Genomic DNA, 23,593 nt, shown 5'->3' on the forward strand with positions numbered 1-23,593 from the left:
TATCGTCGAAGATCACGCCAGCCGCACGCGATGTGCCTGGATGTCGCGCATGGCAATCGGGTTGAGCGGGATCGACCGCCTTCTGAGGCTGATCTGCCCGGCGGCGAAGAACATCAGAAACGAGCCGACCTGATAGGGGAATATCACGTCGATCTCCACGAATGAGCGCACGAGCAGCAGCGCCGAAATGGCGAACATCACCTTGGCTTCCGGGTTTCTCGCATCATGCAGAATTCGCTTCAGGTTGACGAAAAGCGGCGTGAGAAGTGTCACGATCAGAATGAGCAGGCCCACGAACCCGGTTTCCACCGTGGTTTCGATATAGGTGTTGTGGAAATGGAAGCCGCTGCGGGATGTGATGTAGAAAGCCTCCCACAGCCGCTCTGCATCCGCAAAGCCCTTTACCCAATAGGCCTGATAACCGATGCCGAAGGCCGGATGCATGCGCGCAGCCTCCATGCCCTGCGCCCATAGATAGGTGCGCCCTGTCAGGGTGGAATCCTTGCCGAAGAGGCCAAGGATTGCATCCGCAGCGCCGCCCGCAAGGGCTGCATTGATTCCGAGAACAGCGATGATGAGCCCGCCGAAAAAGATCAGCTTGCGGATATTGGGCGTGAGGCGGCACAGAACCTGCAAGCCTAGAACGGCGGCAAGAATTGCAAATGTGGTCAAAACCGAGGTGGCAGACTGCGAGGCAAAGATCGAATAGCCCGAAAGCGCACCTGTTACGCCGGCAATGCCGAGCCACAGGAGGGGCAGTTTCAGCACCATCACCGCGCAATAGGTAAACAGCAGCCCGAGCGAGGCATAAAAGCCAAGCTGGTTCTTTGAGGAGAAGGCGCCCACGAAGCTGTAGGTACCGTCCATCGGATCATAGGCGTAATAGCCAAAGAGCTTGGAATAGACGAGCACGATGAGGCAGCCGATCAAGGCGCCCTTGACCAGTGTCGGAACGCTGACCGTGCGCAAGATAATCAAGGCGCATAACACATGCGTCAGATACTGGATCGATGCGCGAAACGAGACACCGGGCGCTGCTGACCAGAAGCTCGACAGGAAGCAGAGCATGGCAAAGGCAAAGATCCAGAGACTGCGGCCGGGATGTCCGAGCACACGCCTGTAATCCACCAGCACCAGAGGCAGCCAGAGGCCGTAATAGGCAAGGATGGAGATTTGCCCGAAACGGCTGGAATAGGCGAAGACAAAAAAGGAGAGCGCCACGGCTGCCGTCGCGTAGACGGCATTCCGATCCGGATCGATCAGGCTGGCCTTGGCAATCTTCATAATGGATCACTGCATCAGAAGTTCGGATGTTACCTTGATGACATCGCCAGGCTGCACCGGTGTCGTTTCATCCGCCGCAATTTCCTTCGGACCGTCTCCCTCATCCCGAACGATTGCGTATTTGATATTGGTCGCGCGGCCGCTGGGGTCGAATTTCAGGGCTTCTGCAGATTGTGACATGGCTTCCCCCATCAGTTGCCTGCTGGTGGTGATCTGCAGATTGAGCTTTTCAAGCTCGGCTTCCGTGTCCTGCATTTCCTTTGCCCGCCGGGCTTCCCAATCGTTGCGGAGATTGATCTCGTCCTGGTTTGCCTGGGAGATCTGTTGCTTTGCACGCAGGATGTTGGTGTCGATATCGAGAAGCTGCGTCTGGATATCGGCAGTGCGCTCTTCGGCGGAAATCATTCGGGAGCTGAGCGCCAGACCCTGTTCACTCAGGCCGCGCACCTTATCGCGGTCCTTCTGGACGATTTCCAGCTGGCGATTTTGGGTTTCGCTCTTCTTCTGAAGCGATTCCACTTCCGTTTGCAGCAGCGATTTCAGATCGGCCAAGGTCTTCAATTGAAGATCGTAGCGGTCGCGTCGCTGCTTCATCAAGGCCGCTTCGCTGCGGATGAGTTCCGCAGCGTTCGGTACCTTTTCCAGCTCTTTCGGCATCTTGATCTCGGCGCTTCCCTCCATCTCCGTCTGCAGGCGGGCATGGCGGGCAATCAGGCGGGCGCGTTCGGAGTCGTAAACAACCATGTCGCCTTGCGCGTTGATGAAGTCACGCGCGAAACGCTGGCCGGATTCCGAGCGGCGAAGGCCGCCCCCCAGGCTGACAGCCTTCAAAACCGTCAGATTGGGTGCGAAGGGATAGGATCCGGGGGTGTTAACATCGCCCGCGAGAAAGATCGGGCGATATTGCGCAATTTCGACAGAGGCGGAGGGTTGAGAGCGCAGAGCCAGCTGCTGCTGCAGCTTCCCGGCGATTTCCTTTGCCATCTCCTCCGGCGTTTTGCCGCTGGCCTCGATGCTGCCAATGAAGGGCAGGGAGACGGCGCCCGATGGTCCGACCGTATAGTCACCACTGAGAGCTTCCCAGTTCTGCATTGTGCCTTCGGTCGGTTCCCAGCCCGCAACGCGAACATGGATCTTGTCCATCACGCCCAGCCGGTAGTCTTCTGCTGCAAGAAGCGGAGTTGCGAGCAGCGAAATTCCAAGCGCGAAGGCGACGGATGCCCGCTGCGTGATACGCAAAGTGGACGTTTTGACTCGTGCCGGCATGGACGCTCCTCAAAAGACAGACTGAAGCCGGTTGAAAATGCTCAACTGGCGTTTGGTTCACTGATTCACTGAATGGATAACTGCACTTGTCAGGCAGCCAAGATATTTTGCGAGGGGAAGACGGGGCGCTTAGTAGCTGCCCCGTGACAGGCAAACGGCGGGAATGGTCTTGACGATGATGGCAAAGTCGGTGCGGAGCGACCAGTTCTGCACATATTGGGTATCGAAGGCGATGCGGGTTTCGTAGGACACGTCGTTGCGTCCGCTGATCTGCCACAGGCCGGTGAGGCCGGGTCGCGTTCTCAGGTAATAGACGGCGAAATTGTCGTAGAGCGTCAGCTCCTCGTCCACCACAGGGCGTGGGCCGACAACGCTCATGTCGCCGCGGATGATGTTGATGAGCTGCGGCAGTTCATCCAGGCTCAGCTTGCGCAGCACCGTGCCGACGGCGGTGACACGCGGATCGTTCTTCAGCTTGCGGGTCGCTCGCCATTCTTCTGCGGCTTCCGGATTGCTGGCCAGATGCCGGCGCAGCACCTCATCGCCGTTGGGCACCATGGTGCGGAATTTGAGGCACTTGAAATAGCGCCCGTTGTGGCCGACGCGTTTGTGGCCGTAGAAAACGCTGCCTCCATCGGTGAACTTCACCAAGGCCATGATCATGAGAAAGAGGGGGCTGAAGACGATCAGGGCAAGCACCGCTGCCGTGACGTCAAAACTCCTCTTCGCAAGACCGCCTGTTGGAAATGCGAGCTGCATTTCATCGGTCGAGTTGAGCGGCGAACCTGCCGATCGTGTCGCGGACTTCATAGAGAGAACTCCATTGCTGTTGCGAGTGGTCGGTGCCTTTCGGCGTCTTTCATGGGATAATAATTGTGTGTTCGGAATTTGTTGCCAGTCATTTTTTCCGCCAGGATCGTTACAAGCGGCATAAGTGGCCGGTTTCCCGAATGTGGTGCGCGCGGATACTACTCGGTCTCCATGTAAAGTATGACCGCAACCTAACATTATATTATGTATTCGTGCTGGTGAACTTAAGATGTTTTAGAGATATCACCTTTTATAAATCAGTGAACGTGCAAAAATCCATCGGATTTCTCCGGTAACATTTCTGTCAACCACTCATGTTTTGCATGACAAGCCCATGCCGGTGGTTCAAACTTGTGCGCTGCGATGCTTATGCTGCATCGCAAACAAGCAGGCATTTCAATCGATTTCTATGTAACAAATTTTGATCGCGTTAATGGCAATGACGAGACGGCGGATACCCGTCCTGGCGGCATCCTCTCCTGAATGCGGCGGAAGCTGGGCAGGGCGCGGCCAGCCCCCCGGTTGCCGGATTACCAATTATTCATGGTCATACAGGCTATAAATATGTTAGTGGATATACAGGCGTTACGGTATGCGATGTTGTGCCGGAGCGAGCAACAAGAACGCGTCGGGTGAATACTTCTGCATCGGGCGCTTTCTGGAGGATCATGATGTACGGACCCCGCGCCTTGGTCAGCATGGCCGCCGTATTGGTCGTTTTTGCTGGGGCCACTTACTTTCGAACTGCTTCGTCGTTCACGACACTCTGGCAAACTGCGCTTTGTGCGGTGATTCTCCAGCTCGGTTATTTTGCCTGCGTGGTCTTTCTTGTTCGGCGCGAGCAGGTTGATCGGCAGAAGAACTTGGGCGATGCAGCGTCCCAGCCGCGTGGGCCTGAGGCCGTTCGGGGCGACGACCTTCATGCAAACCCTGCTTCGAAGCTGCATATCGGCGACCGTTCCTGATAAAGATTCAGACTTCCATATCCTGGCCAATATCCTAGGTTTCATGGGGCGTTCTTGAACGACCCACGGAGGCTCGAATGACAGGTTCGGCAGAGGCGGATGTTTGCATCATCATCGCCGCAAAGGATTCCGGCGATACCATTGCCAAGGCCATTGCATCGGCGCTGCAGGAAAAGGCGGTGGCCGAAGTCGTCGTGGTTGACGATGGATCTTCCGACGACACCAGCGGTGTTGCCCGTGCTGCCGATGATGGCAGCGGTCGGCTGAAGGTCATTCGTTTTGACCAGAACCGCGGCCCCTCTGCCGCACGCAATGCAGCGATCGAAGCATCGACCTCCCCATTCATCGGTATTCTGGATGCGGATGATTTCTTCTTTCCCGGTCGCTTTGCGCCCATGCTTGCGCAGGTGAACTGGGATCTGATCGCGGACAATATCGGCTTCATCCATCACGATCCCTCCGAGCCGGTGCAGCCGGAACGCTTCCATGCGCGCAGTCGACGCCTGACGCTTGTGGAGTTCGTGGAGGGCAATATCTCTCGCCGGGGTATGCGCCGCGGAGAGATCGGTTTCTTGAAGCCGGTCATGCGCCGTGAATTCCTCGACCGCCATGGCCTTCGCTACAATGAGGGTTTAAGGCTTGGCGAGGATTACGATCTCTATCTGCGGGCGCTGGCGCATGGTGCGCGCTACAAGGTGATCGATCACTGCGGTTATGCGGCTGTGGTGCGTGCCGATTCGCTCAGCGGTCGCCATCGCACCGAAGATCTTCGCAGGCTTTACGAGGCCGAACGCGCAGTGCGGCTTGCCCCGCGCCTGTTGACGCCGGAGCAGAAGGCGGTGGTGCTGAAGCATGAACGGCACATCAAGGGGAAGTATGAGCTGCGGGCGGCGCTGGATGCGAAGGCCAGCGGCGGCATGAAGGCGGTGTTTCAGCACCTAAGCGCCCGTCCGGCGGCCATTCCGGCGGTTGCCACCGGTGTTCTGGGCGACAAGCTGGAAGCACGGATGAAGAAGCCGGAAACGGAAAGCCCGGTTCCGGCTGGCCAATTGCGCTATCTTCTGCCCGGTGTTCCGGTGGCTCAGAAATAGTCGCGACGTATGCCTTCAATCACGCTGGTGAAGCGCTCCTTGCGCTCCTCCAGACGCCCGTCGGGCGAAAGTTGGGGCTCGGCACGGCTTGCTTGCCACAGCGCCAGGGTGGAGGGCGCAGCCAGAACCTGTTTGGCCATGCCCTTCAAACCGCCCAGCTTGACGGGTGGGGCAGGGGGCTCGGCCAAGGCTGTTGCAGCGGTTCCCGATGAGCCTTGCACATGCGCACCGGCTGCTGTGCCTGCCGTTGCCTGGCTGAAATCAATTCCCCAGAAGCGCGATTTCTTGCGCACAGCCTCTGCCCGGGTGGTGACTGGCACGAAGCGGGGGGCGTAGGTTGCGCCAACGGTGCTGGCCCAATCGGACCATTTGAAGCTGTTGATCTGGCGCGAGGTGGAAATCGCAATCCACGGCACACGGAATGCATCTGCCAGAATGGCCCCGTGCATGGATTCGGCCACGATCAGTTCCGATTGGGCAATGGCCTTGATCACCGACTTCGCCTCGCCGCGCGGATCGAGGTAGGTCAGGCCCGCCAGCTCGCAGGCTTCTTTCCAGATACCGAACTCAGCGGATTCCCAGTGCGGCACAAATGTGCGGGCATACCGCTTGGGCAGGTTGCGGAACTCATCCATGTCCGTAACCATGACCGCCGGATCGATAATGCCCATCTCTTCCGGCAGTCCCAGTTTGGCGGCCGTGAGCGGCCCGCGTACGGCGCGGACATCCCATTCGCTCCGATCCGAAATGTCGGGAGGCGTGCCGTAGCCATAACCGCTGCCCACGACCAGCTTGCGCGTGCCGGAGGGAAGCAGTGCCGGGTTCAAAACCGTGCCGACGCCGACAAGCAGAACATCGTCGTGGCTGTCCCGCAGACCTGGCAGCAAGGCATCCCACAGCCAAAGGTTCAGGTCGTCACCGAAATTGCCGTGATGGGATTCCCAGTAATAGGGCTTCATATCCTGTCCTTAAGCTTGTTGTTTGAAGGGTGTCCGGTCATCGGCATTTTCATGAGGCAGGCTTCAGCTTGCCCGCGCCCAATTGGAAGGCAGCCTTGATCAGCCCCGGATCCCGTAGGACCCATTTGGCCAGCATGGAAAGGTCTGGTACTTTTCGCCTGCGTACCAGCCCCGCCTGGCTCCAGAGCGCCTGCCGCCGGGCGGTATCCTTGTAGGAGGTGATGGAGGCAATATCGTCCGGCCTTGCGGCGAACCGCTTTTCCAATCGATCGAGCGCGACCCAGGTGTTGAACTGCTGCTTGAGAAATTGCGGCGACTGATTGTCGATGCCGTGGAAGATGTTGATGCCGCGCCCGCGGCCCGCACCCGCATCGTCGCAGAGGATCGGTCGTCTGGCGGCCAGAATGCTGTCGCAGAAGAAGAGCACATCTTCCGCCGCAAGCCTGAGTGTCGGCTCAAACCGCACCCTCTCGAAGACCGGGCGTCCGAGCAACATGCAGGAGAGATGCAGGAAGCTCCAGTTCTTCAGCATCACGCTGGCCAGATCCGGCACCTCCAGAACAAGAGGCGTCTCCATTAGGCGTGTCGCGCCCGGTTCCTTCTCCAGTTCCCGCATGCCGAAATGATAATAGAAATCCTCATCCGCCTGCATGGAGGCCCAGTAGCAATCGGCGTTCAGCGTTGTCATGGCGTGAACGGCGTTTTCCAGATGGCTCGGAAGCCAGATGTCATCGGAATCGAGGAAGGCGATGTAGCGTGTATCGGCCTCGATATTGTCCAGGCCGGTGTTACGGGCACCGCCCGGCCCTGCGTTTTCCTGCGTGATGAGGCGGATCTTGCTGCGCTCATCGGCCTGCAGCGTTGCAAGCTCCTGCTTACCCGGCAGCGGGGAGGCATCGTCCACCACGATCACATTCCAATCGGTATAGGTCTGCGCGAAGATGGAGCGGAGAGCGCGGGTGAGCACCCCGGCCTCGCGCTGGTAGAACGGTATGATAACAGTGACTGTCGCCATGCGGATCCCCTAAGATCAGCGCCCGCGGGCGCATGGTGGCGGCAAAACGTGCCGTGTCATTCAACAGGATGGCAGCCGGGCCAGATGGCTTGCAGCTGCAAATTCGGATTCATCATCACATTATCGGATGCAAATTGGGCCGGATTTTGCACTGCGGCAAGACCCTGTTCGAAATGGACAGGCTCCGGTGCAAGTCCTGCGCAGGGCAGCACTTTCCCCATTTGATACCGAAATTGAAGTTTTCCCGGCCTTCCGGTGAGGCGGCCGGTTTGCCCCATTTCAGCCCCAATCACGGTTTCGCGATCAGGAAAATCAGTGGGATGGCCTCATGCGGGGAAGGTTGGCGCGGCATTTTTCTCCCTTGCCCACATCTTTTGATGCGCCTTTTGCGATGAGGGCGGCTTTCGTCTCTTGGGCTGAAAAGGCTTGATGAAAGCCGATTCTTAAACAGATTTTGCTGGAACAAATCCGATAATGTGACATGTTTGTGCCGATGCGAACTTGAGTTTTTGCTGCACCGCCACATTTTGTTCGAATGGAAAAGCCATGCTTTTGCTCTTCGCGAGTGGCCATGCCGCTCTGTCAGGTGTGGGCTGCAAGGGAGGCGCAGCCCGAAAAACAGGGATTATGGTATGACTGTCGACCAGAACATATCCTCCCGTATCAACTTGATGCGCCTATTGCTGATCTGTGGGATTGTGTTCGTGCACGTGCCCTATGATGCCGACGCCAGCCCTTTTGTCGGGCCGGACGGGCCGTTCGACTGGCTGAGAGTGTATCTGGGGGAGAGCCTGTTTCGCATTGGCGTCCCCTGCCTCAGCGCGATCTCCGGCTATCTTCTGTTCCAGAAGGGATATGAGAGCTTCGATTACGGACGTGTTCTGAGTTCCAAGAGCCGCACTGTCCTGTTGCCCTTCATGCTGTGGAATTTCCTGTTGATCCTGTTCGTTCTGGCGGTTCAACGCCTTGGAATGGGCATCGGTTATTTTCCCGATCTCTGGCACGCCGGGGCCTGGGATTGGCTGAACTATGCCTTCGCCTTTTCCGATTATCCGGTGAATCTGCCGCTTTATTTCCTGCGGGATCTCATTCTCTGCATCCTCTTGTCGCCCGTCCTCGTCTTTCTGGTGCGCAAGGCACCCGCCATGACCCTTGGCGTCTTCTTCGCCTTCGCGGTCTTTCCCTCGCTCGATACGATGATTTTCCTGAAGAACTCCATTCTCTTCAGCTTCACGCTTGGCATCGCGGTCGCGATCCACAAGGTCGATGTGAAGATGCTGGATCGCTATGCGCCCATTGCGCTTGCCGTGCTTCTGGCCACTTCCTTTGCGCTGTCGCTCGGTCTTCTGAAGCAGGGGCCGGATTATCCCACGGGCCTGCATGTTTCGCGCAATCTGCTGGCCGTCGCAGGCGCACTTCTGGTCTGGATATTGTCTGCGCCTCTCGTCAGAACCCGGCCCGGACAAGCACTTGCCAGAACCGGAACGCTGAGTTTCTGGACCTTCTGCGCCCATTACCCGCTGCTCGTGGTGTTGTGGATGTTCTGGAACCGCTATGCGGATGCCTCGCTCTATCCGCTTTTTTATGTCGGTGCCGTTCTCATCACGTTCGGCGTCATTTTTGCCAGCCATCAGATGGTGAAGCAGCGCATACCCGCTCTTTACGATGTCCTGACCGGCAGCCGGGGCAAGCGCGTGAAACAGCCCATCCGCTCGCATGAAACAACGGCAAGCCGTCCGGCTTCCGCAAGCCAGGAAACGAGGTGAAACACCATGAACTGCAATTTGAAGGCCCTCGCGCTCCGCACTGCCACACTGCTCATCGCATCCTGCGCATCTGTGCAGGCGCAGGAAACCGGCGCCTCTTTCGTTGAGAACTTCGATAGCCTCGATATGAAGCAATGGTTTGTGTCCGATGGCTGGAACAATGGCGGCCACCAGAACTGCACCTGGTCGAAGGATCTGGTGCGGGTGGAAGGCGGCAGGCTCATTCTCGGCTTCGAAGAGCGGCAGATGAAGGACCGCGCCTATGCCTGCGGCGAGATCCAGACCCGCAAGCGCTACGGTTACGGCACCTATGAGGCGCGCATGAAGGCGGCGTCCGGCTCCGGCTTCAATTCGGCCTTCTTCAGCTATATCGGCGAAACAGACAAGCAGCCGCATGACGAGATCGACTTCGAGGTTCTCGGCAAGAATGAGGGGCAGGTCCAGGTCAACCAGTATATCGGCGGCAAGGGCGGCAATGAAAAGCTCGTGCCGGTGGAGGGCGGTGCCGACCGGAAGTTCAACGACTATGCCTTCGTCTGGCAAAAGGACCGGCTCCGCTATTACCTGAATGGCCGGCTGGTTCATGAAGTCACTGATCCTGCCAAGATCCCACAACATCCGCAGAAGATTTTCGCCAGCCTCTGGGGCAGCGATACCCTGAAGGACTGGATGGGTGCCTTTGCCTACAAGGGGCCGAACCGGATGGAAGTGGACCGCATCGCCTACACCGCCCCCGGTGAGAAATGCCTGTTTCCAGAGTCTGTCACCTGCGCCACGAACTGAAGACGCAGATCGCCCGATCATCAATGGCTGACAAGGCCGGTACCAAGGAGTTGGATGACGTGACGTTAAACGTTTTATACCTCGCCCACGATCTTTCCGATCCGGCAATCCGGCGACGGGTGATGATGCTTCTGGCGGGCGGTGCCGAGGTGTGCGTGGCTGGATTCCAGCGCGAGCGCAACGGACTGTCCGATCTTGAAGGGGTAAAGACCATCGTGCTTGGGCATACGGCCGATGGCAGGCTGGCCCAGCGTGTCTCTGCCGTGATCAAGGCGCGACTTGCTCTTTCCCGATTGCTGGCCGGATTGAAGCGGCCAGATGTCGTGATCGCACGAAATCTGGAAATGCTGGCCCTGAGCGGCGCAGCATCAGGGCATTTCGGCGGTCGCCTGCCGGTGGTCTATGAATGCCTCGACATTCACAGATTGCTTCTGGATCAAGGCATGAAGGGGAGGGTGCTGCGCGCCGCTGAAGCGCGGTTTGCTCGTCATGCCTCCTTGCTGGCAACCAGTTCTCCGGCCTTTGTCGAGAACTATTTCAAGCCGCTGTCCGGGCTCGATTTGCCGGTTCTGCTGTTGGAAAACAAGGTTCTGGCGCTGGAGGGGGCAGGTGCTTCCTGGCCTCCGCAACCACGTATGCCCATGCAGGGCGAGCCGTGGCGGATCGGCTGGTTCGGTGCCATTCGGTGCCGCAAATCCTTCGAGATTCTGTCCCGCTTTGCCGAGGAGATGGAGGGCCGTGTCGAAGTTGTCATTCGCGGGCGCGTCTCACCGCATGAGTTTTCCGATTTTGAAGGCATGGTTGCCCGCAGTCCCCATGTCAGCTTCCACGGTGCCTACAAAAACCCGGAGGATCTGGCCGATATCTATCGCGAGGTTCAGTTTGTCTGGGCCATCGATTTCTTTGAGGAAGGGCTGAATTCGGAATGGCTCTTGCCCAACCGCCTGTATGAAGGCTCGCTTCATGGGGCCATCCCCATTGCGCTCTCATCCACGGAAACAGGGCGCTTCCTGAAGCGCCGTGGCATGGGGCTTCTACTGGATCACGCGGATCCCGACAGCCTCACGACGCGCTTCTTCAATCTGACGCCACAATATTATCTCACCTTGATGGATCAGCTTCGGCAGAGCGAGGCCTCGCAATGGATGGTGGCAGGCAATGAATGCCAGGCGCTGACGCGCCAATTGTCAGCACTTACGCCCAATGTTGGAAACACTCCGGGTCTGGCTGTTTCGTCGCAACTGCAATCGGAAGGATAAATGATGTCGTCGCCTATCCTGCCTGAGATGCCGATCCTGCCTGAGATGAAAGTGCTGGTGATCATTCCATGCCTGAACGAGGCACGCCATATCGAACCGCTTCTGATGAAGCTGGCGGCCAGCCGTGGCAATCACGACATGCTGATCGTTGTGGCGGACGGAGGCAGCACCGATGGCACGCAAGCCATCGTTTCCCGCGTGGCTGAACAGGTTGCAGGTGTCATATTGTTGCATAATCCCGACCGCATCCAGAGTGCTGCGGTCAATCTTGCTGTGAAGCAATTCGGGCATGGACGGGACTACCTCATCCGCATCGACGCGCATGGCGATTACCCGGAGGATTATTGCCAGACGCTTCTGCAGGAGGCCGTGGATACCGGCGCGGATTCCGTTGTTGTCGGCATGAAGACGGTTGGCTTCGGTCTTTTCCAGAAGGCCACCGCCGTGGCGCAGAATTCCAAGCTCGGCAATGGCGGATCAAAGCATCGTGACGGTGCGTCCGGGCACTGGATTGACCACGGACACCACGCCTTGATGCGGATTGCCGCCTTCCGCGCTGTTGGTGGCTATGATCCGGCTTTCACCCATAATGAGGACGCGGAGCTTGATTTCCGTCTCGGCAAGGCGGGCTTCAGGATCTGGATGACCGCGAAAACCTTCATGATTTACTATCCGAGGTCGGCGCCATACCCGCTGTTTCGCCAGTATCTGGGCTACGGGCGTGGACGTGCGCGCAATCTTTTGAAGCACAAGGCACGGCCAAAGCTTCGTCAGGCACTGCCCCTGGTCGTTGCGCCCATGATCCTGTTCGCCCTTCTGAGTGTCTTTCACTGGATTGCGCTTTTGCCGCTGGCGCTATGGGCCTTTGCATGCCTTGCCTATGGTCTCTGGATTGCGATCTCGCAGAAGAATGCGCTGGGGCCAGTTGCTGCCATATCCGCCATGATCATGCATGCCGCCTGGTCGGCAGGCTTCTGGCTCGAACTTGTTTCGGGCCGCCAGAGGAGGGTTTCTGCATGACCTGGGATCAATCGGTTTTGCATGTGGATGTGGGCATCTGCACGTTTCGTCGGCCAGAACTGGAGGCAACTCTGCTTTCACTGTTCCGGCAGGTCGTTCCGGCAGGTGTTCGCGTGACCCTGATCGTCGCAGACAATGATGCCGAGCCGACAGCGCAGGCTCTGGTGGAGAGCTTGCGCCCGCGCTCGCCGTTTCCCATACTTTACGTGCATTGCCCGAAGTCGAACATTTCAATCGCGCGCAATGCCTGCCTTTCAGCCAGCAAGGGCGATTTTCTGGCCTTTATCGATGACGATGAGATTGCACCTGCGCAGTGGCTGGATGAACTTCTGGCCACCGCGTTGGCGACCCGTGCCGATGCGGTTCTAGGGCCGGTCAAGGCCATTTACGGCGAGGGCGCTCCGGGCTGGATGAGGGAAGGCGATTTCCATTCCACCCGCCCCGTCTGGGTGGGGGCAAAAATTCGAACCGGCTATACCTGCAATGTTCTGCTGGACATGCGGTCGCCGCATGTGCGCGGTCGCCGTTTCGAACTGTCGCTTGGCCAGAGCGGTGGCGAGGATACCCATTTCTTTACGCAGGTGACCGATTGCGGGGGGCACATCGCCTTTGCCAAGAAAGCGGAATTGACGGAGCCGGTATCACGCAAGCGCGAAAGCTTCACCTGGCTGTTGAAGCGCCGTTTCCGTTCTGGCCAGACGCATGGCCGTATTCTTGGCGAGCGGCATTCCGGCCTTGCCCGCATTCCGCAACTGGGGCTGGCAACCATGAAGGCAGGTTTCTGCGCCGTGGCGGCGGTGCTGCTGGTCTTGTCGCCCATCAAACGCCGTAGCTACCAGCTGCGGGCCGCGCTTCACATGGGTGTGCTGAGCGGTCTTTTGGGGCAGCGTGAAATTCGCCAATACGGTTCCATGGAGGCCGCATGAGGGATACCGCCGCACCCGATGTCAGCTTTGTCATCGCTGCCTATAATGCGCGTGAAACCATTGGGCGTGCCATCGACAGCGCGCTTGCGCAGACCGGCCTTGCGGTTGAGGTCGTTGTCGTGGACGACAAATCCACCGATGGCACGGCGGAGCTGGTGCGCTATTTCGGCGATCCGCGCGTTCGCCTGATCGAACGGCAGGTCAATGGTGGCCCGGCAGCAGCAAGAAATCTCGGCATCGAGGCGGCACTTGGCCGCTGGATTGCCGTTCTCGATTCCGACGATGAGATATTGCCAGAGCGTTCGACCGCGATGATTGCGGCGGCCGGGCGCATGGATGCGCAGATTGTTGTCGATAATTTGCGGGTGCTGAAGCCGGGAGAGCCTGCCGTCACCATGTTTGCAGAGCGTAATCTGCAGCAGATGCCGGCGATGAGCCTGGCAGATTTCATCGATTCCAATGTGATTTTCAAATCGACCTATAATTTCGGCTACATGAAGCCGATGTTCGAGCGGGAATTTCTGAACCGCCATGCGCTGCGCTTCGATGAAGGGTTGCGGATCGGGGAGGATTATCTGCTGCTGGCTTGTGCACTGGCTTCGGGTGGCCGCTGCGCCATCGAGCCGAAGCCGGGCTATGTCTACCACATTCGCGAGGGTTCGATTTCCCGTGTGCTGGAGCCGAAGCATGTGGAGGCGATGATCGAGGGGGATCGACGTTTCGTGACCCGTTACGATCTCGATCCGCAGGCATTGCAGGCGCAAAAGCGCCGCAGCAGGAGCTTGAAGGAGGCTGGTGCGTTTCTTGCTTTGGTGGAGGAGATAAAGCGCGGCTCGGTTGCCGGGTGCCTTCGCGTGGCGATTGCCCAACCCAGGGCAGTGCGCCATCTGAAGATGCCGATTGCGGCTCGTATGCGCCGTCTCATGAACTTTGCCGGCCCCGCCGGACGAGCTTCGTCGTGAACATTCCTTCGCCCCTTGAGCGGGTGAAGAAAGGATAGACTGATGGATCACATCAACCTTCGTTCGACGTTCCAGACGTCCAGCCGCGATGCGGATGCATTCATCGATCTGGACCGGCTGTTTTCCGCCATCATGCGGCGTACCCGCCTGATCATTCTGTGCGTTGTTGCTGCGGTCATCCTGGCGGGGCTTTTCCTGTTCATGACGCCCCCGACCTATACGGCTGCAACGCAGATCCTGATCGACGATAATCTGTCGCGCTATGCGGAGCAGGAGGAAAATCCACAGACAGCGCAGCAGATCGACAACCGGATTGCCAGCGCCGTGGAGATCATGAAATCGAAGGCGCTTGCTCTTCGCGTCGTCGATCAGATGAAGCTTGCCGATAACGAGCAGTTCGTCGATCCGCCACAGTCGCCCATCGGGCTTGTCAAGAGTTCGGTCAAGAGCATCATTGGCCTGTTAAAGCCAGCCAAGCCTCCGGCCTCGGCCCAGGATGAGGCGAATGGACGCCGGGAAAAGGCAGCGGCCATGCTGCAAAGGGTTCTCAGTGCGGATCGGGAAGGCAGAAGCTCGGTCATCAATCTTTCGGTGCAGGCGCCGGAGCCGCTTCTGGCGGCACAGATCGCCAAGGCCTATGCCGATGCTTATGTGTCCGAACAGTTGAACGCGAATTTCGAGGCGACCGAACGGGCTTCGAACTGGTTGCAGCAGCGCATGGCCGATCTCAACAAGCGTTCGCAGGAAGCGGCCATGGCCGTTGAGCAGTACAAGATCAAGAACAACCTGATCTCGCCGCGGGGCGAACTGCTTTCCTCCCAGCAACTCGCAGACCTGACCAGCCAGTTGATCGTGGCGCAGGCCGATTCGGCAACTGCCGCGGCGCGCTACCATCAATATAAGGCAATCGTCGATCAGGGGCCGGAAGCTGCCGTCAACAATGCCGTCGTGTCCTCCAAGGAGACGGACAATTCCGTCATCCAGGAACTGCGCCGCCGTTACCAGGCTGCGAATGAGCGTGAACGGTCGATTATTGATCAATATGGCCCGGACCATCCCCAGGCCAAGCTTCTGGAAACCCAGAAGGCGGATATTGCCCAGCAGATCTACCGCGAATTGCAGCAGATGACGGCGGGCTTCAAGAATGAATTCGATGTGGCGAACTCGCGTGAAACCTCGCTTCGCAACAGCATTGACACATTGGCTGGCCGCAATTCCGAGGCCAATGTGTCTCTCATCCAGCTTCGTGAACTTGAGCAGAGAGCGGATTCGCTGAAACAGCTCTACCAGTCCTATCTCAACCGCTTCGAGCAGGCGTCGCAGCAACAATCTTTCCCGATTGCAAAGGCGCGCGTGATTTCCTCTGCCGGAATCCCGAGCGCTCCTTCCAACCCGAAGAAGACATTGACCATGGCGCTTGCCGTCGTGCTCGGCCTTTTTGCCGGTGGCGGCATTGCCGCCGTGCTGGAACTGCAGGAACGCGGTTTCCGTCTGGGGCAGGATGTGCGCAGCCGTCTGGGACAGCGCTTTCTGGGCTATTTGCCACTAATCAAGCGGGCAGGTGCCGCGCCGAAGAAAGCCGAGGGCGAGGAGAACACCCTGCCGCAGGTATCTCTGCCGGTCGATCCTTCCGTGACGGATGAGTTCACCCGCAAACTGATGCGCGTCGCAGCCGACTATCCGCGATCCGGTTTTGCCGAGACGCTGCGCAACGCGAAGCTTGCCTGCGATCAGGCGACGCCCAACCGCGCCTGCCGCGTGATCGGCGTGGTATCGGCGCTTCCCAGCGAAGGAAAGTCGGTTGTCGCCGCCAATCTTGCGATCCTCCTCAGCGCGATGAACAAGCGCACTTTGTTGATCGATGCCGACAGCTATAATCGCGCATCAAGCGGCGTGCTCGGCACGGAGCCGCCCAACGGACTGATGGAGGTTCTACGCGGCGAAGCGCCCTGGACCAGCGCCATCACGCTCGATGCTGCCGCCAAACTGGCAATTCTGCCTATCGCCTCACGCAACAAGGCCATGCCGCACACGAGCGACCTTCTGGCTTCCCCGGACATGGGCCGGCTGATGGAGACCGTCAACGGTCGCTTCGACTATGTCGTGGTCGATCTAGCGCCCCTGGTTCCTGCTATCGACGCGAAGGCCTTCGCGCCGCATGTCGATAGCTATCTGATGGTGGTGGAATGGGGTGAAACGCCCGTGAAGCTGGTCCAGAACCTGTTGGAAACGGAAATCACCATCTCGTCCAAGGTTGCGGGCGTCATCCTGAACAAGACGGACATGGACGAATTGCCGAAATTTGCCGAAGCCGGTGCGCCGGAGCGTTTCCGCATGAGCGGTACGCCCTATCGGGCCGACGAACCGGCCGCGCTGTGATCCCCAGCCGTCAGCGGCTTCTCGCCGCTGGTTTTTTCAGTTCGACGAAGAGATCGCACCGTAGAGAACAATGAAGAGATACATGCTGAAGGCCCCGACGGCGTAGATGATGAAGAACGTCACGATGTTACGACCGGCCTTCTGCTTGCGGCGCCCCGCTGGAGCGCTGTCTTCAGGATTTGTGATCGGGTCGTCTTCGGGTTTGATCATAACGTCTCGCCATTTGCTTCATTCAGCAGACTAACCGGAACCGGGAACGAGAGTTTCATCAGGCTTTGCGGCGAAGCAGAAAATAGACCGCGAATGCCGACATTGCGGCCAGCGCATACCATGTCAGAGCGTAAACGAGGTGGCTGTTGCGGAAGTGAACGACCGTCAGGCCGCCGACCGGAAAGCCGCCCGGATTGGCTGTTGCGTCTGCATCGATGAAATAGGGAGCGACGTTCTGAAGTTGACGGCTTTTGGCGATGGCGTCAATGTCGCGGGAATACCACTTGTCACCGGCAGGATCGTTCGACCGCAGGAAACCACCGCTGGGTTCGCTCAGGCGAAGCAGGCCGGTGACTTGCACCGTGCCGGACGGTTGTGCTTCGGACCGGCTCGAAGGTGCGCGTCTTGCAGGTGGGACATAGCCGCGATTGACAAGGATTGTCGCGCCCTCTGTCGTGACGAGAGGTGTCATCACCCAGAAACCCGGTCCGCGATCGGTGACCGCCTGAACCAGCGCTTCCTTGTCGTTCAGGAACCTGCCGCTCACTGTGACTCGCCTGTATTCGTCACTGGCCTGATTGATCGCTGGCCAGGCATCGGGCATCGGGGCGGCAACTGGATCTGCATGAACGCGGGCATCCACGCGCGCGATCAGATCCAGTTTCCAGACAAGCCGCTGCACCTGCCAGGTGCCGAGGCTTAGGAAAACGAGAACGAGGCCCGCCATGGCCGCCGCAAAAACGGTATGGCGCTTTGCAGGGGTGGGGCGAGCCTCGTTCATTGTCAGTCTCTTTTCTGCCCGTCAGGGTCTGTCATGGTCGTAAATGAGCAGACAGACCGACAGGCCAGCTGGTTTCGTTTGTCTTTTCGGGAAAACCGGATTCCACTTTTCCCTGACAAACGTTAGGGCATGTTCATCATCATTTCCGGGTTCATCGGCATCATGTTTGTGTTCAGATGATGCATGACCCAGAGCGAGCCGGTGAGCGCGATAACCACGATGATGATCGTGAAGATCAGTGCCAGCATGGTCCAGCCGCCTTCGGACTTTGAGTTCATGTGCAGGAAGTAGATCATGTGAACCACGATCTGCACTGCTCCCAGGCCCATGATGGCAATTGCCGTTGCGACCTTGCTGCTCAGCACGTCGCCCATGACCAGCCAGAAGGGAATCGCCGTCAGGATGACCGACAGAATGAAGCCGGTCATATAGCTCTTGAAGCTGCCATGAGCCGCCTCGTGCCCGTGGCTGTGCCCATGATGCGTGTTGTGAGCGCTTTCGTGCGCTGGCGCGTGAGGGTTCGAGCTCATCCGAGGACTCCGATCAGGTAGACGAGGGAGAAGACGCCGATCCAGACCACGTCCAGGAAGTGCCAGAACATGGAAAGGCACATCAGGCGGCGGCGATTGGCTTCGATCAGTCCGTGCTTGGCCACCTGGACCATCAGGGTGACGAGCCAGATACAGCCGAACGTGACGTGCAGCCCGTGCGTTCCAACCAGCGTGAAGAAGGCCGACAGGAAGGCAGAGCGCTGCGGCGTGGCACCCAGTTCGATAAGGTGGTGGAACTCGTAGAGTTCAATGCCGAGGAAGGCGAGACCGAAAAGACCTGTCAGACCCAGCCACATCAGGGTGCCGCTCTTGTCGCCCTTTTCCATCCGCAGCATGGCAAAGCCATAGGTGATGGAGGAGAACAGCAGCATGGCGGTGTTGATTGCCACGAGGTTCAGGTCGAAGAGATCGGCGGGAGATGGCCCGGCCGCATAGCTGCGGCCGAGAACGGCATAGGTTGCAAAGAGCACTGCGAACATCAGGCAGTCGCTCATGAGGTAGATCCAGAAGCCCAGCAAAGTGCTGTTTTCCGGATGATGTTCCTCGGTCAGGTAGAATTCCGGCTTTTCGGCCGAGACGGCTTGGGTGTTACTCATGGTTATCAGGCCTGTTCCGCAAGCTGCTTGGTCCGTGCATCTTCCGTGGCAACCACGGTTTCAGCCGGGATGTAGTAATCGCGCTTGTAGTTGAAGGTATGTACGATCGACACCACCATGATGGCGAGGAAAGACAGAGCTGCCAGCCACCACATGTACCAGATCAGACCGAAGGCAAGCGTAATGCTGAAGGCCGACAGAATGACGCCCGTGCCGGTGTTCTTCGGCATGTGGATCGGCTTGAAACCTTCCAGCGGACGCACATAGCCACGGCTCTTCATGTCGTACCAGCTGTCATGGTCATGGACCACCGGCGTGAACGCGAAGTTGTATTCCGGCGGCGGAGACGAGGTTGACCATTCCAGCGTGCGGCCATCCCACGGATCGCCCGTCGTGTCGCGCAGCTGTTCGCGCTTGAAGAAGCTGACGACAAGCTGGATGACGAACGAGGCAATGCCCAGTGCGATCAGGAAGGCGCCGAAGGCTGCAATCACGAACCAGATCTGGAGTGAGGCATCTTCGAAATGGTTCACGCGGCGGGTCACGCCCATCAGGCCCAGCACGTAGAGCGGCATGAAGGCGAAGTAGAAGCCGATCAGCCAGAACCAGAAGGACATCTTGCCCCAGAACGGATCGAGCTTGTAGCCGAATGCCTTGGGGAACCAGAAGTTGATGCCCGCCAGCAGGCCGAACACCACGCCGCCGATGATCACGTTATGGAAGTGCGCGATCAGGAACAGCGAGTTGTGCAGTACGAAGTCTGCCGGAGGAATGGCAAGCATGACGCCGGTCATGCCGCCGATGACGAAGGTGACCATGAAGCCGACCGTCCAGTACATCGGCACTTCGTAGCGAATGCGGCCGCGATACATGGTGAAGAGCCAGTTGAACATCTTCGCGCCCGTGGGGATCGAAATGATCATGGTCGTGATGCCGAAGAAGGCATTCACGCTGGCGCCGGAGCCCATGGTGAAGAAGTGGTGCAGCCATACCAGGTAGGAAAGAATGGTGATGACGACCGTTGCATAGACCATCGAGGCATAGCCGAACAGGCGCTTGCCGGAGAAGGTCGATACGATTTCGGAGAAGATGCCGAAGGCCGGAAGAATGAGGATGTAGACTTCCGGATGGCCCCAGATCCAGATGAGGTTCACATACATCATCGGATTGCCGCCGAGGTCGTTGGTGAAGAAGTTCGTGCCAACGTAGCGGTCAAGGGTCAGGAGAACGAGGGTAGCCGTCAGGATCGGGAACGAGGCCACGATCAGAACGTTGGTGCAGAGCGAAGTCCAGGTGAAGATGGGCATCTTCATCATGGTCATGCCCGGTGCACGCATCTTAACGATGGTCGCAATCAGGTTGATGCCTGAAAGCGTTGTTCCGACACCGGCGACCTGTAGTCCCCAGATATAGTAATCGACACCCACGCCCGGCGAATAATCCGCTCCAGACAGCGGCGGATAGGCCAGCCAGCCGGTGCGCGCAAATTCACCCACGAAGAGCGAGATCATGATGATGATCGCACCAGCTGTGGTCATCCAGAACGAGAAGTTGTTCAGGAAGGGGAAGGAGACGTCGCGTGCGCCGATCTGCAGCGGCACGACATAGTTCATGATACCCGTCACCAAAGGCATGGCGAAGAAGAAGATCATGATCACGCCATGGGCCGTGAAGATCTGGTCGTAATGGTGTGGTGGCAGATAGCCCTCATTCGCACCGAAGGCCACTGCCTGCTGTGTGCGCATCATGACCGCATCGGCAAAGCCGCGCATCAGCATGACCAGCGAGAGGATGACATACATGATGCCGATCTTCTTGTGGTCGACGCTGGTGAACCACTCGTTCCAGAGATAGCCCCAGAGGCGGAAATAGGAGATGGCGCCCACGACGGCGAGGCCGCCCAGGATGACTGCGATGAAGGTCACCAAAAGGATCGGTTCATGGGTGAATGCAAGAGAATCCCATGATAACCGTCCGAAAATGAATTCCATCAGGTTTGTGTTCGTAAACATGGCAGCTTCCAATTACCTGTCCAGCCGGCCGTTCAAGGCTTCGGTGTTGTGTTGAGCTGATCGGGGGCCACGCTCTGGCCATTATGGCCGTCATGTCCCTCGGTCGCTTCGGCTGGCGCGTTCACGCCTTCGGCTTGCGCCGGCTCCTTGGCACCATGGCCGGTGGCCGGGAAAGTCGCACCTGCGCCCGCATCGACGTTCCAGCGCGTATCGTATTCGAGGCGCTTGCGGTTCTCTTCGCTGTCCTTTCCTGCGCCGCCCATCATGTCGATCTGCATCATTTCGCTGGTGCACATCTGGCCGGGTCTTACGCAGAGATGAAGGATCGCATTGAAGAGACCCTTTTCGACGCTCGAGTAATACGTCACAGGAACGCGTGTGCTCGGACGCTCAAGCTTAAGATACGTGTCGCGGTTGAGGGCGGATCCCCGGTTCTTCACCTGTGCGACCCATTGTCCGAACGCATCGTTGGACATGCCGTGGAACTTGAAGCGCATGCCGGAGAAGCCATCGCCGCTGTAGTTGGCGGAGAAGCCCTCATAGACGCCTTCCTTGTTCATGACGGCATGCAGCTTGGTCTGCATTCCCGGCATGGCATAGATCTGTCCCGCAAGTGCGGGAATGTAGAAGGAGTTCATCACGGTCGAGCCGGTGATCTTGAACTCGATCGGCGTGTCGATGGGGGCGGCGATCTCATTCACCGTGGCAATGCCCTGTTCCGGATAAAGGAACAGCCACTTCCAGTCGAGCGCCACCACTTCGATGGTGATCGGCTTGATCTCCGGGGTGATCGGGCGCTCGGCATCGATGCGGTCGAGCGGGCGGTAGGGATCCAGCTTATGGGTGCTGACCCAGGTTACCGCGCCCAGCGCAATGATGATTGCCAGGGGGGCCGACCAGATGACCACTTCCAGACGCGTGGAGTGATGCCATTCAGGATCGTACTTGGCATTGATGTTGGAGCGCCGGTAATGCCACGCAAAATAAAGCGTAAGGCAGATGACCGGGATGATGATCAGCAGCATCAACACCACCGAAACGATGATGAGGTCGCGTTGCTGAACGGCAATGTCACCCGAGGGTGACATGACCACGAGATTGCAGCCCGAAAGGGCTAGCAGCAGGGTGAGGGCACTAAGCCGGCGAATGAGTTCCATTAACCGTGGCATCTTTCGGTTCGAAATTTGCGTTTTGTCTACTTGCGACTAAAGCACTGAGGCGAAGCTCTCTATGAGGTCTTTCGTCGCAGTGCGGAAAAACGAATAGTGCGGCGCAATAGACCCCCCGGATCCAAGGCGCAATACCCTCGATCATACTCGACGAGGCTTTGCCAAAGGTTTCTTGATACCCTCTGCAACCTGCAAGATAGGCGGAAACTCAGGCTCGTGAAGTGCATTATAAAGCACAAATTTACCGTGGATGGCAAAAGCACACTTGATATGTGCCGAATTTGCATCATCCTCTCTGTCGGGGAGGCGACCATTCGCCGCATAGGAGGATTGCATACATGTCTTTAGCCGGTCATCCGACATCCGCTGAGTTCGAGCGCGACGCGCGCCAGATGCACGATGACAAGCCGCTATCTCCCGGTAGCATTGCAATCGGTGTGATCATTGGTCGCATGTCGGAGTTCTTCGATTTCTTCGTCTATGGCATCGCCTCCGTTCTGGTTTTCCCGCGGCTGGTGTTTTCCTTTGTGGCTGATCCCGTCACGGCGACGCTGTATTCCTTTGCCGTCTTCTCGCTCGCCTTCCTGGCGCGCCCCATCGGCTCTCTGGTTTTCATCTGGATCGACCGCACCTATGGGCGTGGCACAAAGCTCACCATTGCGCTGTTCATCCTCGGTGGCTCCACCGTTTCCATGGCCTTTCTGCCGGGATATGAGACCATAGGCATATGGTCCGTTCTCTTCCTGGCGCTGTTCCGTCTCGGTCAGGGCTTTGCGCTCGGCGGTGCGTGGGATGGCATGGCGTCATTGCTGGCCTTGAACGCGCCGAAATCCGAGCGTGGCTGGTGGGCCATGGTGCCGCAGCTGGGTGCGCCGATCGGCTTTGCGCTGGCCAGTGCCCTCTTTGGCTATTTCTATTCCAGCCTTTCGGATCAGGATTTCCTCACCTGGGGCTGGCGTTATCCCTTCTTCGTGGCCTTTGCCATCAACGTGGTTGCCCTGTTTGCCCGTTTGCGCATCGTGGCCAGCCGCGAGTTCGGTGAGTTGTTCGAGAGCCTTGAGCTTCAGCCGAAATCCGTTGTTGAAACGGTCAGGGTGCATGGTCGCGACATTTTGCTGGGTGCCTTCGCACCGCTGGCAAGTTTTGCGATGTTCCATCTGGTCACCATCTTCCCGCTCAGCTGGGTAACGCTGAAAGGCGGTCAGTCGGCTGGGGAATTCCTCTTCGTCCAGATCCTGGGGGCCTTTGTCGGTATCGGCTCGGTGGTCGTTTCCGGTGCCATCGCCGACCGGATCGGACGTCGCCGCCAGTTGATGATCGGCGCCGTGATCATCGCGATCTTCAGCTTCTCGGCACCCTTCCTGCTCGATGCAGGGGGCAAGGGTCAGGATGCCTTCATCATCATCGGCTTTGCCATCCTCGGCCTTTCCTTCGGGCAGGCGTCCGGTGCTGTATCGTCGCGCTTCACCACGACCTATCGCTATACGGGTTCGGCACTCACATCCGATCTGGCCTGGCTGGTCGGCGCGGGCTTCGCGCCTCTGGTTGCGCTTGGGCTTGCGACCGAGTTCGGGATCATCTTCATCGGCGGCTATCTGATCTCTGGCGCGATCTGCACCTTTGCGGCGCTGACTCTCAGCCGCATTCTGGACAGTTCCGAGCATCAGGCGCCAGTCGACCGCTAAACCCGGCAAGCCGGGCGATCTTTCCGAGGCCGCGGGCTTTTGTCCGCGGCCTTTCTGTATGCGCAAGGCCGGGACCCGTGTCTGACGCAGGGCGAAAGCATGTC

22 protein-coding genes are annotated in these 23,593 nt (G+C 58.4%); 10 read left to right on the forward strand and 12 right to left on the reverse strand.

Going from position 1 to position 23,593, the window contains the following annotated elements:
• Positions 1 to 12 precede the first annotated feature (12 nt).
• The 3 genes from ACFSE1_RS14620 to ACFSE1_RS14630 form a co-directional block, all read right to left on the reverse strand.
• Entirely contained in the window at positions 13 to 1,284 is a 1,272-nt protein-coding gene (locus tag ACFSE1_RS14620; protein WP_377402875.1) for an O-antigen ligase family protein, read from the reverse strand.
• 6 nt (positions 1,285 to 1,290) lie between these two features.
• Entirely contained in the window at positions 1,291 to 2,550 is a 1,260-nt protein-coding gene (locus tag ACFSE1_RS14625) for a polysaccharide biosynthesis/export family protein (protein WP_377402877.1), read from the reverse strand.
• A gap of 129 nt (positions 2,551 to 2,679) precedes the next feature.
• Entirely contained in the window at positions 2,680 to 3,360 is a 681-nt protein-coding gene (locus tag ACFSE1_RS14630; RefSeq protein ID WP_377402879.1) for a sugar transferase, read from the reverse strand.
• A gap of 671 nt (positions 3,361 to 4,031) precedes the next feature.
• On the opposite strand from ACFSE1_RS14630, the gene ACFSE1_RS14635 reads away from it, so the two are divergent.
• Positions 4,032 to 4,325 carry an exopolysaccharide production repressor protein gene (locus tag ACFSE1_RS14635; RefSeq protein WP_377402881.1) on the forward strand — a complete coding sequence of 98 codons (294 nt, stop codon included), beginning with the start codon at positions 4,032 to 4,034 and terminating at the stop codon, positions 4,323 to 4,325.
• A gap of 77 nt (positions 4,326 to 4,402) precedes the next feature.
• Positions 4,403 to 5,416: a glycosyltransferase family 2 protein gene (locus ACFSE1_RS14640; protein ID WP_377402883.1), complete on the forward strand. Its 1,014-nt coding sequence runs from the start codon at positions 4,403 to 4,405 to the stop codon at positions 5,414 to 5,416.
• Here the strand turns inward: ACFSE1_RS14640 and ACFSE1_RS14645 are convergent.
• The 3 genes from ACFSE1_RS14645 to ACFSE1_RS14655 form a co-directional block, all read right to left on the reverse strand.
• Complete coding sequence (locus ACFSE1_RS14645) at positions 5,407 to 6,375, reverse strand: polysaccharide pyruvyl transferase family protein (protein WP_377402885.1); 969 nt, start codon at positions 6,373 to 6,375, stop codon at positions 5,407 to 5,409. The two genes, ACFSE1_RS14640 and ACFSE1_RS14645, sit on opposite strands and share 10 nt — an antisense overlap.
• A gap of 49 nt (positions 6,376 to 6,424) precedes the next feature.
• Complete coding sequence (locus ACFSE1_RS14650) at positions 6,425 to 7,390, reverse strand: glycosyltransferase family 2 protein (RefSeq protein WP_377402887.1); 966 nt, start codon at positions 7,388 to 7,390, stop codon at positions 6,425 to 6,427.
• Between the two features lie 312 nt (positions 7,391 to 7,702).
• Complete coding sequence (locus ACFSE1_RS14655) at positions 7,703 to 7,963, reverse strand: hypothetical protein (protein WP_377402889.1); 261 nt, start codon at positions 7,961 to 7,963, stop codon at positions 7,703 to 7,705.
• A gap of 59 nt (positions 7,964 to 8,022) precedes the next feature.
• Between ACFSE1_RS14655 and ACFSE1_RS14660 the strand changes: the two genes are divergently transcribed.
• The 7 genes from ACFSE1_RS14660 to ACFSE1_RS14690 all read left to right on the forward strand — a co-directional run bounded on the left by ACFSE1_RS14660 (position 8,023) and on the right by ACFSE1_RS14690 (position 16,485).
• Positions 8,023 to 9,156: an acyltransferase family protein gene (locus ACFSE1_RS14660; protein WP_377402891.1), complete on the forward strand. Its 1,134-nt coding sequence runs from the start codon at positions 8,023 to 8,025 to the stop codon at positions 9,154 to 9,156.
• Positions 9,157 to 9,162: 6 nt separating this feature from the next.
• Complete coding sequence (exoK, locus tag ACFSE1_RS14665; RefSeq protein ID WP_377402893.1) at positions 9,163 to 9,939, forward strand: endo-1,3-1,4-beta-glycanase ExoK; 777 nt, start codon at positions 9,163 to 9,165, stop codon at positions 9,937 to 9,939.
• A gap of 122 nt (positions 9,940 to 10,061) precedes the next feature.
• On the forward strand, positions 10,062 to 11,198 hold the full coding sequence (locus ACFSE1_RS14670) for a glycosyltransferase (RefSeq protein ID WP_377403323.1): 1,137 nt from the start codon (positions 10,062 to 10,064) through the stop codon (positions 11,196 to 11,198).
• Positions 11,199 to 12,218: a glycosyltransferase family 2 protein gene (locus ACFSE1_RS14675; protein ID WP_377402895.1), complete on the forward strand. Its 1,020-nt coding sequence runs from the start codon at positions 11,199 to 11,201 to the stop codon at positions 12,216 to 12,218.
• Positions 12,215 to 13,144 (forward strand): glycosyltransferase family 2 protein, encoded by a 930-nt coding sequence (locus ACFSE1_RS14680; protein WP_377402896.1) that lies wholly within the window; start codon positions 12,215 to 12,217, stop codon positions 13,142 to 13,144. The genes ACFSE1_RS14675 and ACFSE1_RS14680 overlap by 4 nt, the downstream gene beginning before the upstream one ends.
• Complete coding sequence (locus ACFSE1_RS14685; protein WP_377402897.1) at positions 13,141 to 14,106, forward strand: glycosyltransferase family 2 protein; 966 nt, start codon at positions 13,141 to 13,143, stop codon at positions 14,104 to 14,106. The genes ACFSE1_RS14680 and ACFSE1_RS14685 overlap by 4 nt, the downstream gene beginning before the upstream one ends.
• Positions 14,107 to 14,148: 42 nt before the next feature.
• Positions 14,149 to 16,485 carry a Wzz/FepE/Etk N-terminal domain-containing protein gene (locus ACFSE1_RS14690; protein WP_377402899.1) on the forward strand — a complete coding sequence of 779 codons (2,337 nt, stop codon included), beginning with the start codon at positions 14,149 to 14,151 and terminating at the stop codon, positions 16,483 to 16,485.
• Positions 16,486 to 16,521: 36 nt separating this feature from the next.
• Here ACFSE1_RS14690 and ACFSE1_RS14695 read toward each other — a convergent pair whose 3' ends face one another.
• The 6 genes from ACFSE1_RS14695 to cyoA all read right to left on the reverse strand — a co-directional run bounded on the left by ACFSE1_RS14695 (position 16,522) and on the right by cyoA (position 21,804).
• Positions 16,522 to 16,695, reverse strand: a complete 174-nt coding sequence (locus tag ACFSE1_RS14695) for a hypothetical protein (protein WP_377402901.1) — start codon at positions 16,693 to 16,695, stop codon at positions 16,522 to 16,524.
• A gap of 58 nt (positions 16,696 to 16,753) precedes the next feature.
• The gene (locus ACFSE1_RS14700; RefSeq protein ID WP_377402903.1) at positions 16,754 to 17,476 is read right to left on the reverse strand and encodes an SURF1 family protein; all 723 of its coding nucleotides are present in this window, start codon (positions 17,474 to 17,476) and stop codon (positions 16,754 to 16,756) included.
• Positions 17,477 to 17,598: 122 nt separating this feature from the next.
• Complete coding sequence (gene cyoD / locus ACFSE1_RS14705) at positions 17,599 to 18,006, reverse strand: cytochrome o ubiquinol oxidase subunit IV (RefSeq protein ID WP_377402905.1); 408 nt, start codon at positions 18,004 to 18,006, stop codon at positions 17,599 to 17,601.
• Complete coding sequence (gene cyoC / locus ACFSE1_RS14710; protein WP_377402907.1) at positions 18,003 to 18,623, reverse strand: cytochrome o ubiquinol oxidase subunit III; 621 nt, start codon at positions 18,621 to 18,623, stop codon at positions 18,003 to 18,005. The genes cyoD and cyoC overlap by 4 nt, the downstream gene beginning before the upstream one ends.
• A gap of 5 nt (positions 18,624 to 18,628) precedes the next feature.
• Positions 18,629 to 20,635 (reverse strand): cytochrome o ubiquinol oxidase subunit I, encoded by a 2,007-nt coding sequence (cyoB, locus tag ACFSE1_RS14715; protein WP_377402909.1) that lies wholly within the window; start codon positions 20,633 to 20,635, stop codon positions 18,629 to 18,631.
• Between the two features lie 32 nt (positions 20,636 to 20,667).
• Positions 20,668 to 21,804 carry a ubiquinol oxidase subunit II gene (gene cyoA, locus ACFSE1_RS14720; protein ID WP_377402911.1) on the reverse strand — a complete coding sequence of 379 codons (1,137 nt, stop codon included), beginning with the start codon at positions 21,802 to 21,804 and terminating at the stop codon, positions 20,668 to 20,670.
• Positions 21,805 to 22,142: 338 nt separating this feature from the next.
• Between cyoA and ACFSE1_RS14725 the strand changes: the two genes are divergently transcribed.
• Entirely contained in the window at positions 22,143 to 23,489 is a 1,347-nt protein-coding gene (locus ACFSE1_RS14725; RefSeq protein WP_377402913.1) for an MFS transporter, read from the forward strand.
• Positions 23,490 to 23,593: the final 104 nt, after the last annotated feature.

Source organism: Affinirhizobium helianthi, assembly GCF_042680945.1.
GTDB classification, from domain to species: domain Bacteria; phylum Pseudomonadota; class Alphaproteobacteria; order Rhizobiales; family Rhizobiaceae; genus Neorhizobium; species Neorhizobium helianthi.

What these genes read in the sequence shown, in the direction of transcription:
- ACFSE1_RS14620 (WP_377402875.1), bottom strand. Translation starts at nt 1,284, where the DNA reads ATGAAGATTGCCAAGGCCAGCCTGATCGATCCGGATCGGAATGCCGTC.
- ACFSE1_RS14625 (WP_377402877.1), bottom strand. Translation starts at nt 2,550, where the DNA reads ATGCCGGCACGAGTCAAAACGTCCACTTTGCGTATCACGCAGCGGGCA.
- ACFSE1_RS14630 (WP_377402879.1), bottom strand. Translation starts at nt 3,360, where the DNA reads ATGAAGTCCGCGACACGATCGGCAGGTTCGCCGCTCAACTCGACCGAT.
- ACFSE1_RS14635 (WP_377402881.1), top strand. Translation starts at nt 4,032, where the DNA reads ATGTACGGACCCCGCGCCTTGGTCAGCATGGCCGCCGTATTGGTCGTT.
- ACFSE1_RS14640 (WP_377402883.1), top strand. Translation starts at nt 4,403, where the DNA reads ATGACAGGTTCGGCAGAGGCGGATGTTTGCATCATCATCGCCGCAAAG.
- ACFSE1_RS14645 (WP_377402885.1), bottom strand. Translation starts at nt 6,375, where the DNA reads ATGAAGCCCTATTACTGGGAATCCCATCACGGCAATTTCGGTGACGAC.
- ACFSE1_RS14650 (WP_377402887.1), bottom strand. Translation starts at nt 7,390, where the DNA reads ATGGCGACAGTCACTGTTATCATACCGTTCTACCAGCGCGAGGCCGGG.
- ACFSE1_RS14655 (WP_377402889.1), bottom strand. Translation starts at nt 7,963, where the DNA reads ATGGCCACTCGCGAAGAGCAAAAGCATGGCTTTTCCATTCGAACAAAA.
- ACFSE1_RS14660 (WP_377402891.1), top strand. Translation starts at nt 8,023, where the DNA reads ATGACTGTCGACCAGAACATATCCTCCCGTATCAACTTGATGCGCCTA.
- exoK (WP_377402893.1), top strand. Translation starts at nt 9,163, where the DNA reads ATGAACTGCAATTTGAAGGCCCTCGCGCTCCGCACTGCCACACTGCTC.
- ACFSE1_RS14670 (WP_377403323.1), top strand. Translation starts at nt 10,062, where the DNA reads ATGATGCTTCTGGCGGGCGGTGCCGAGGTGTGCGTGGCTGGATTCCAG.
- ACFSE1_RS14675 (WP_377402895.1), top strand. Translation starts at nt 11,199, where the DNA reads ATGATGTCGTCGCCTATCCTGCCTGAGATGCCGATCCTGCCTGAGATG.
- ACFSE1_RS14680 (WP_377402896.1), top strand. Translation starts at nt 12,215, where the DNA reads ATGACCTGGGATCAATCGGTTTTGCATGTGGATGTGGGCATCTGCACG.
- ACFSE1_RS14685 (WP_377402897.1), top strand. Translation starts at nt 13,141, where the DNA reads ATGAGGGATACCGCCGCACCCGATGTCAGCTTTGTCATCGCTGCCTAT.
- ACFSE1_RS14690 (WP_377402899.1), top strand. Translation starts at nt 14,149, where the DNA reads ATGGATCACATCAACCTTCGTTCGACGTTCCAGACGTCCAGCCGCGAT.
- ACFSE1_RS14695 (WP_377402901.1), bottom strand. Translation starts at nt 16,695, where the DNA reads ATGATCAAACCCGAAGACGACCCGATCACAAATCCTGAAGACAGCGCT.
- ACFSE1_RS14700 (WP_377402903.1), bottom strand. Translation starts at nt 17,476, where the DNA reads ATGAACGAGGCTCGCCCCACCCCTGCAAAGCGCCATACCGTTTTTGCG.
- cyoD (WP_377402905.1), bottom strand. Translation starts at nt 18,006, where the DNA reads ATGAGCTCGAACCCTCACGCGCCAGCGCACGAAAGCGCTCACAACACG.
- cyoC (WP_377402907.1), bottom strand. Translation starts at nt 18,623, where the DNA reads ATGAGTAACACCCAAGCCGTCTCGGCCGAAAAGCCGGAATTCTACCTG.
- cyoB (WP_377402909.1), bottom strand. Translation starts at nt 20,635, where the DNA reads ATGTTTACGAACACAAACCTGATGGAATTCATTTTCGGACGGTTATCA.
- cyoA (WP_377402911.1), bottom strand. Translation starts at nt 21,804, where the DNA reads ATGCCACGGTTAATGGAACTCATTCGCCGGCTTAGTGCCCTCACCCTG.
- ACFSE1_RS14725 (WP_377402913.1), top strand. Translation starts at nt 22,143, where the DNA reads ATGTCTTTAGCCGGTCATCCGACATCCGCTGAGTTCGAGCGCGACGCG.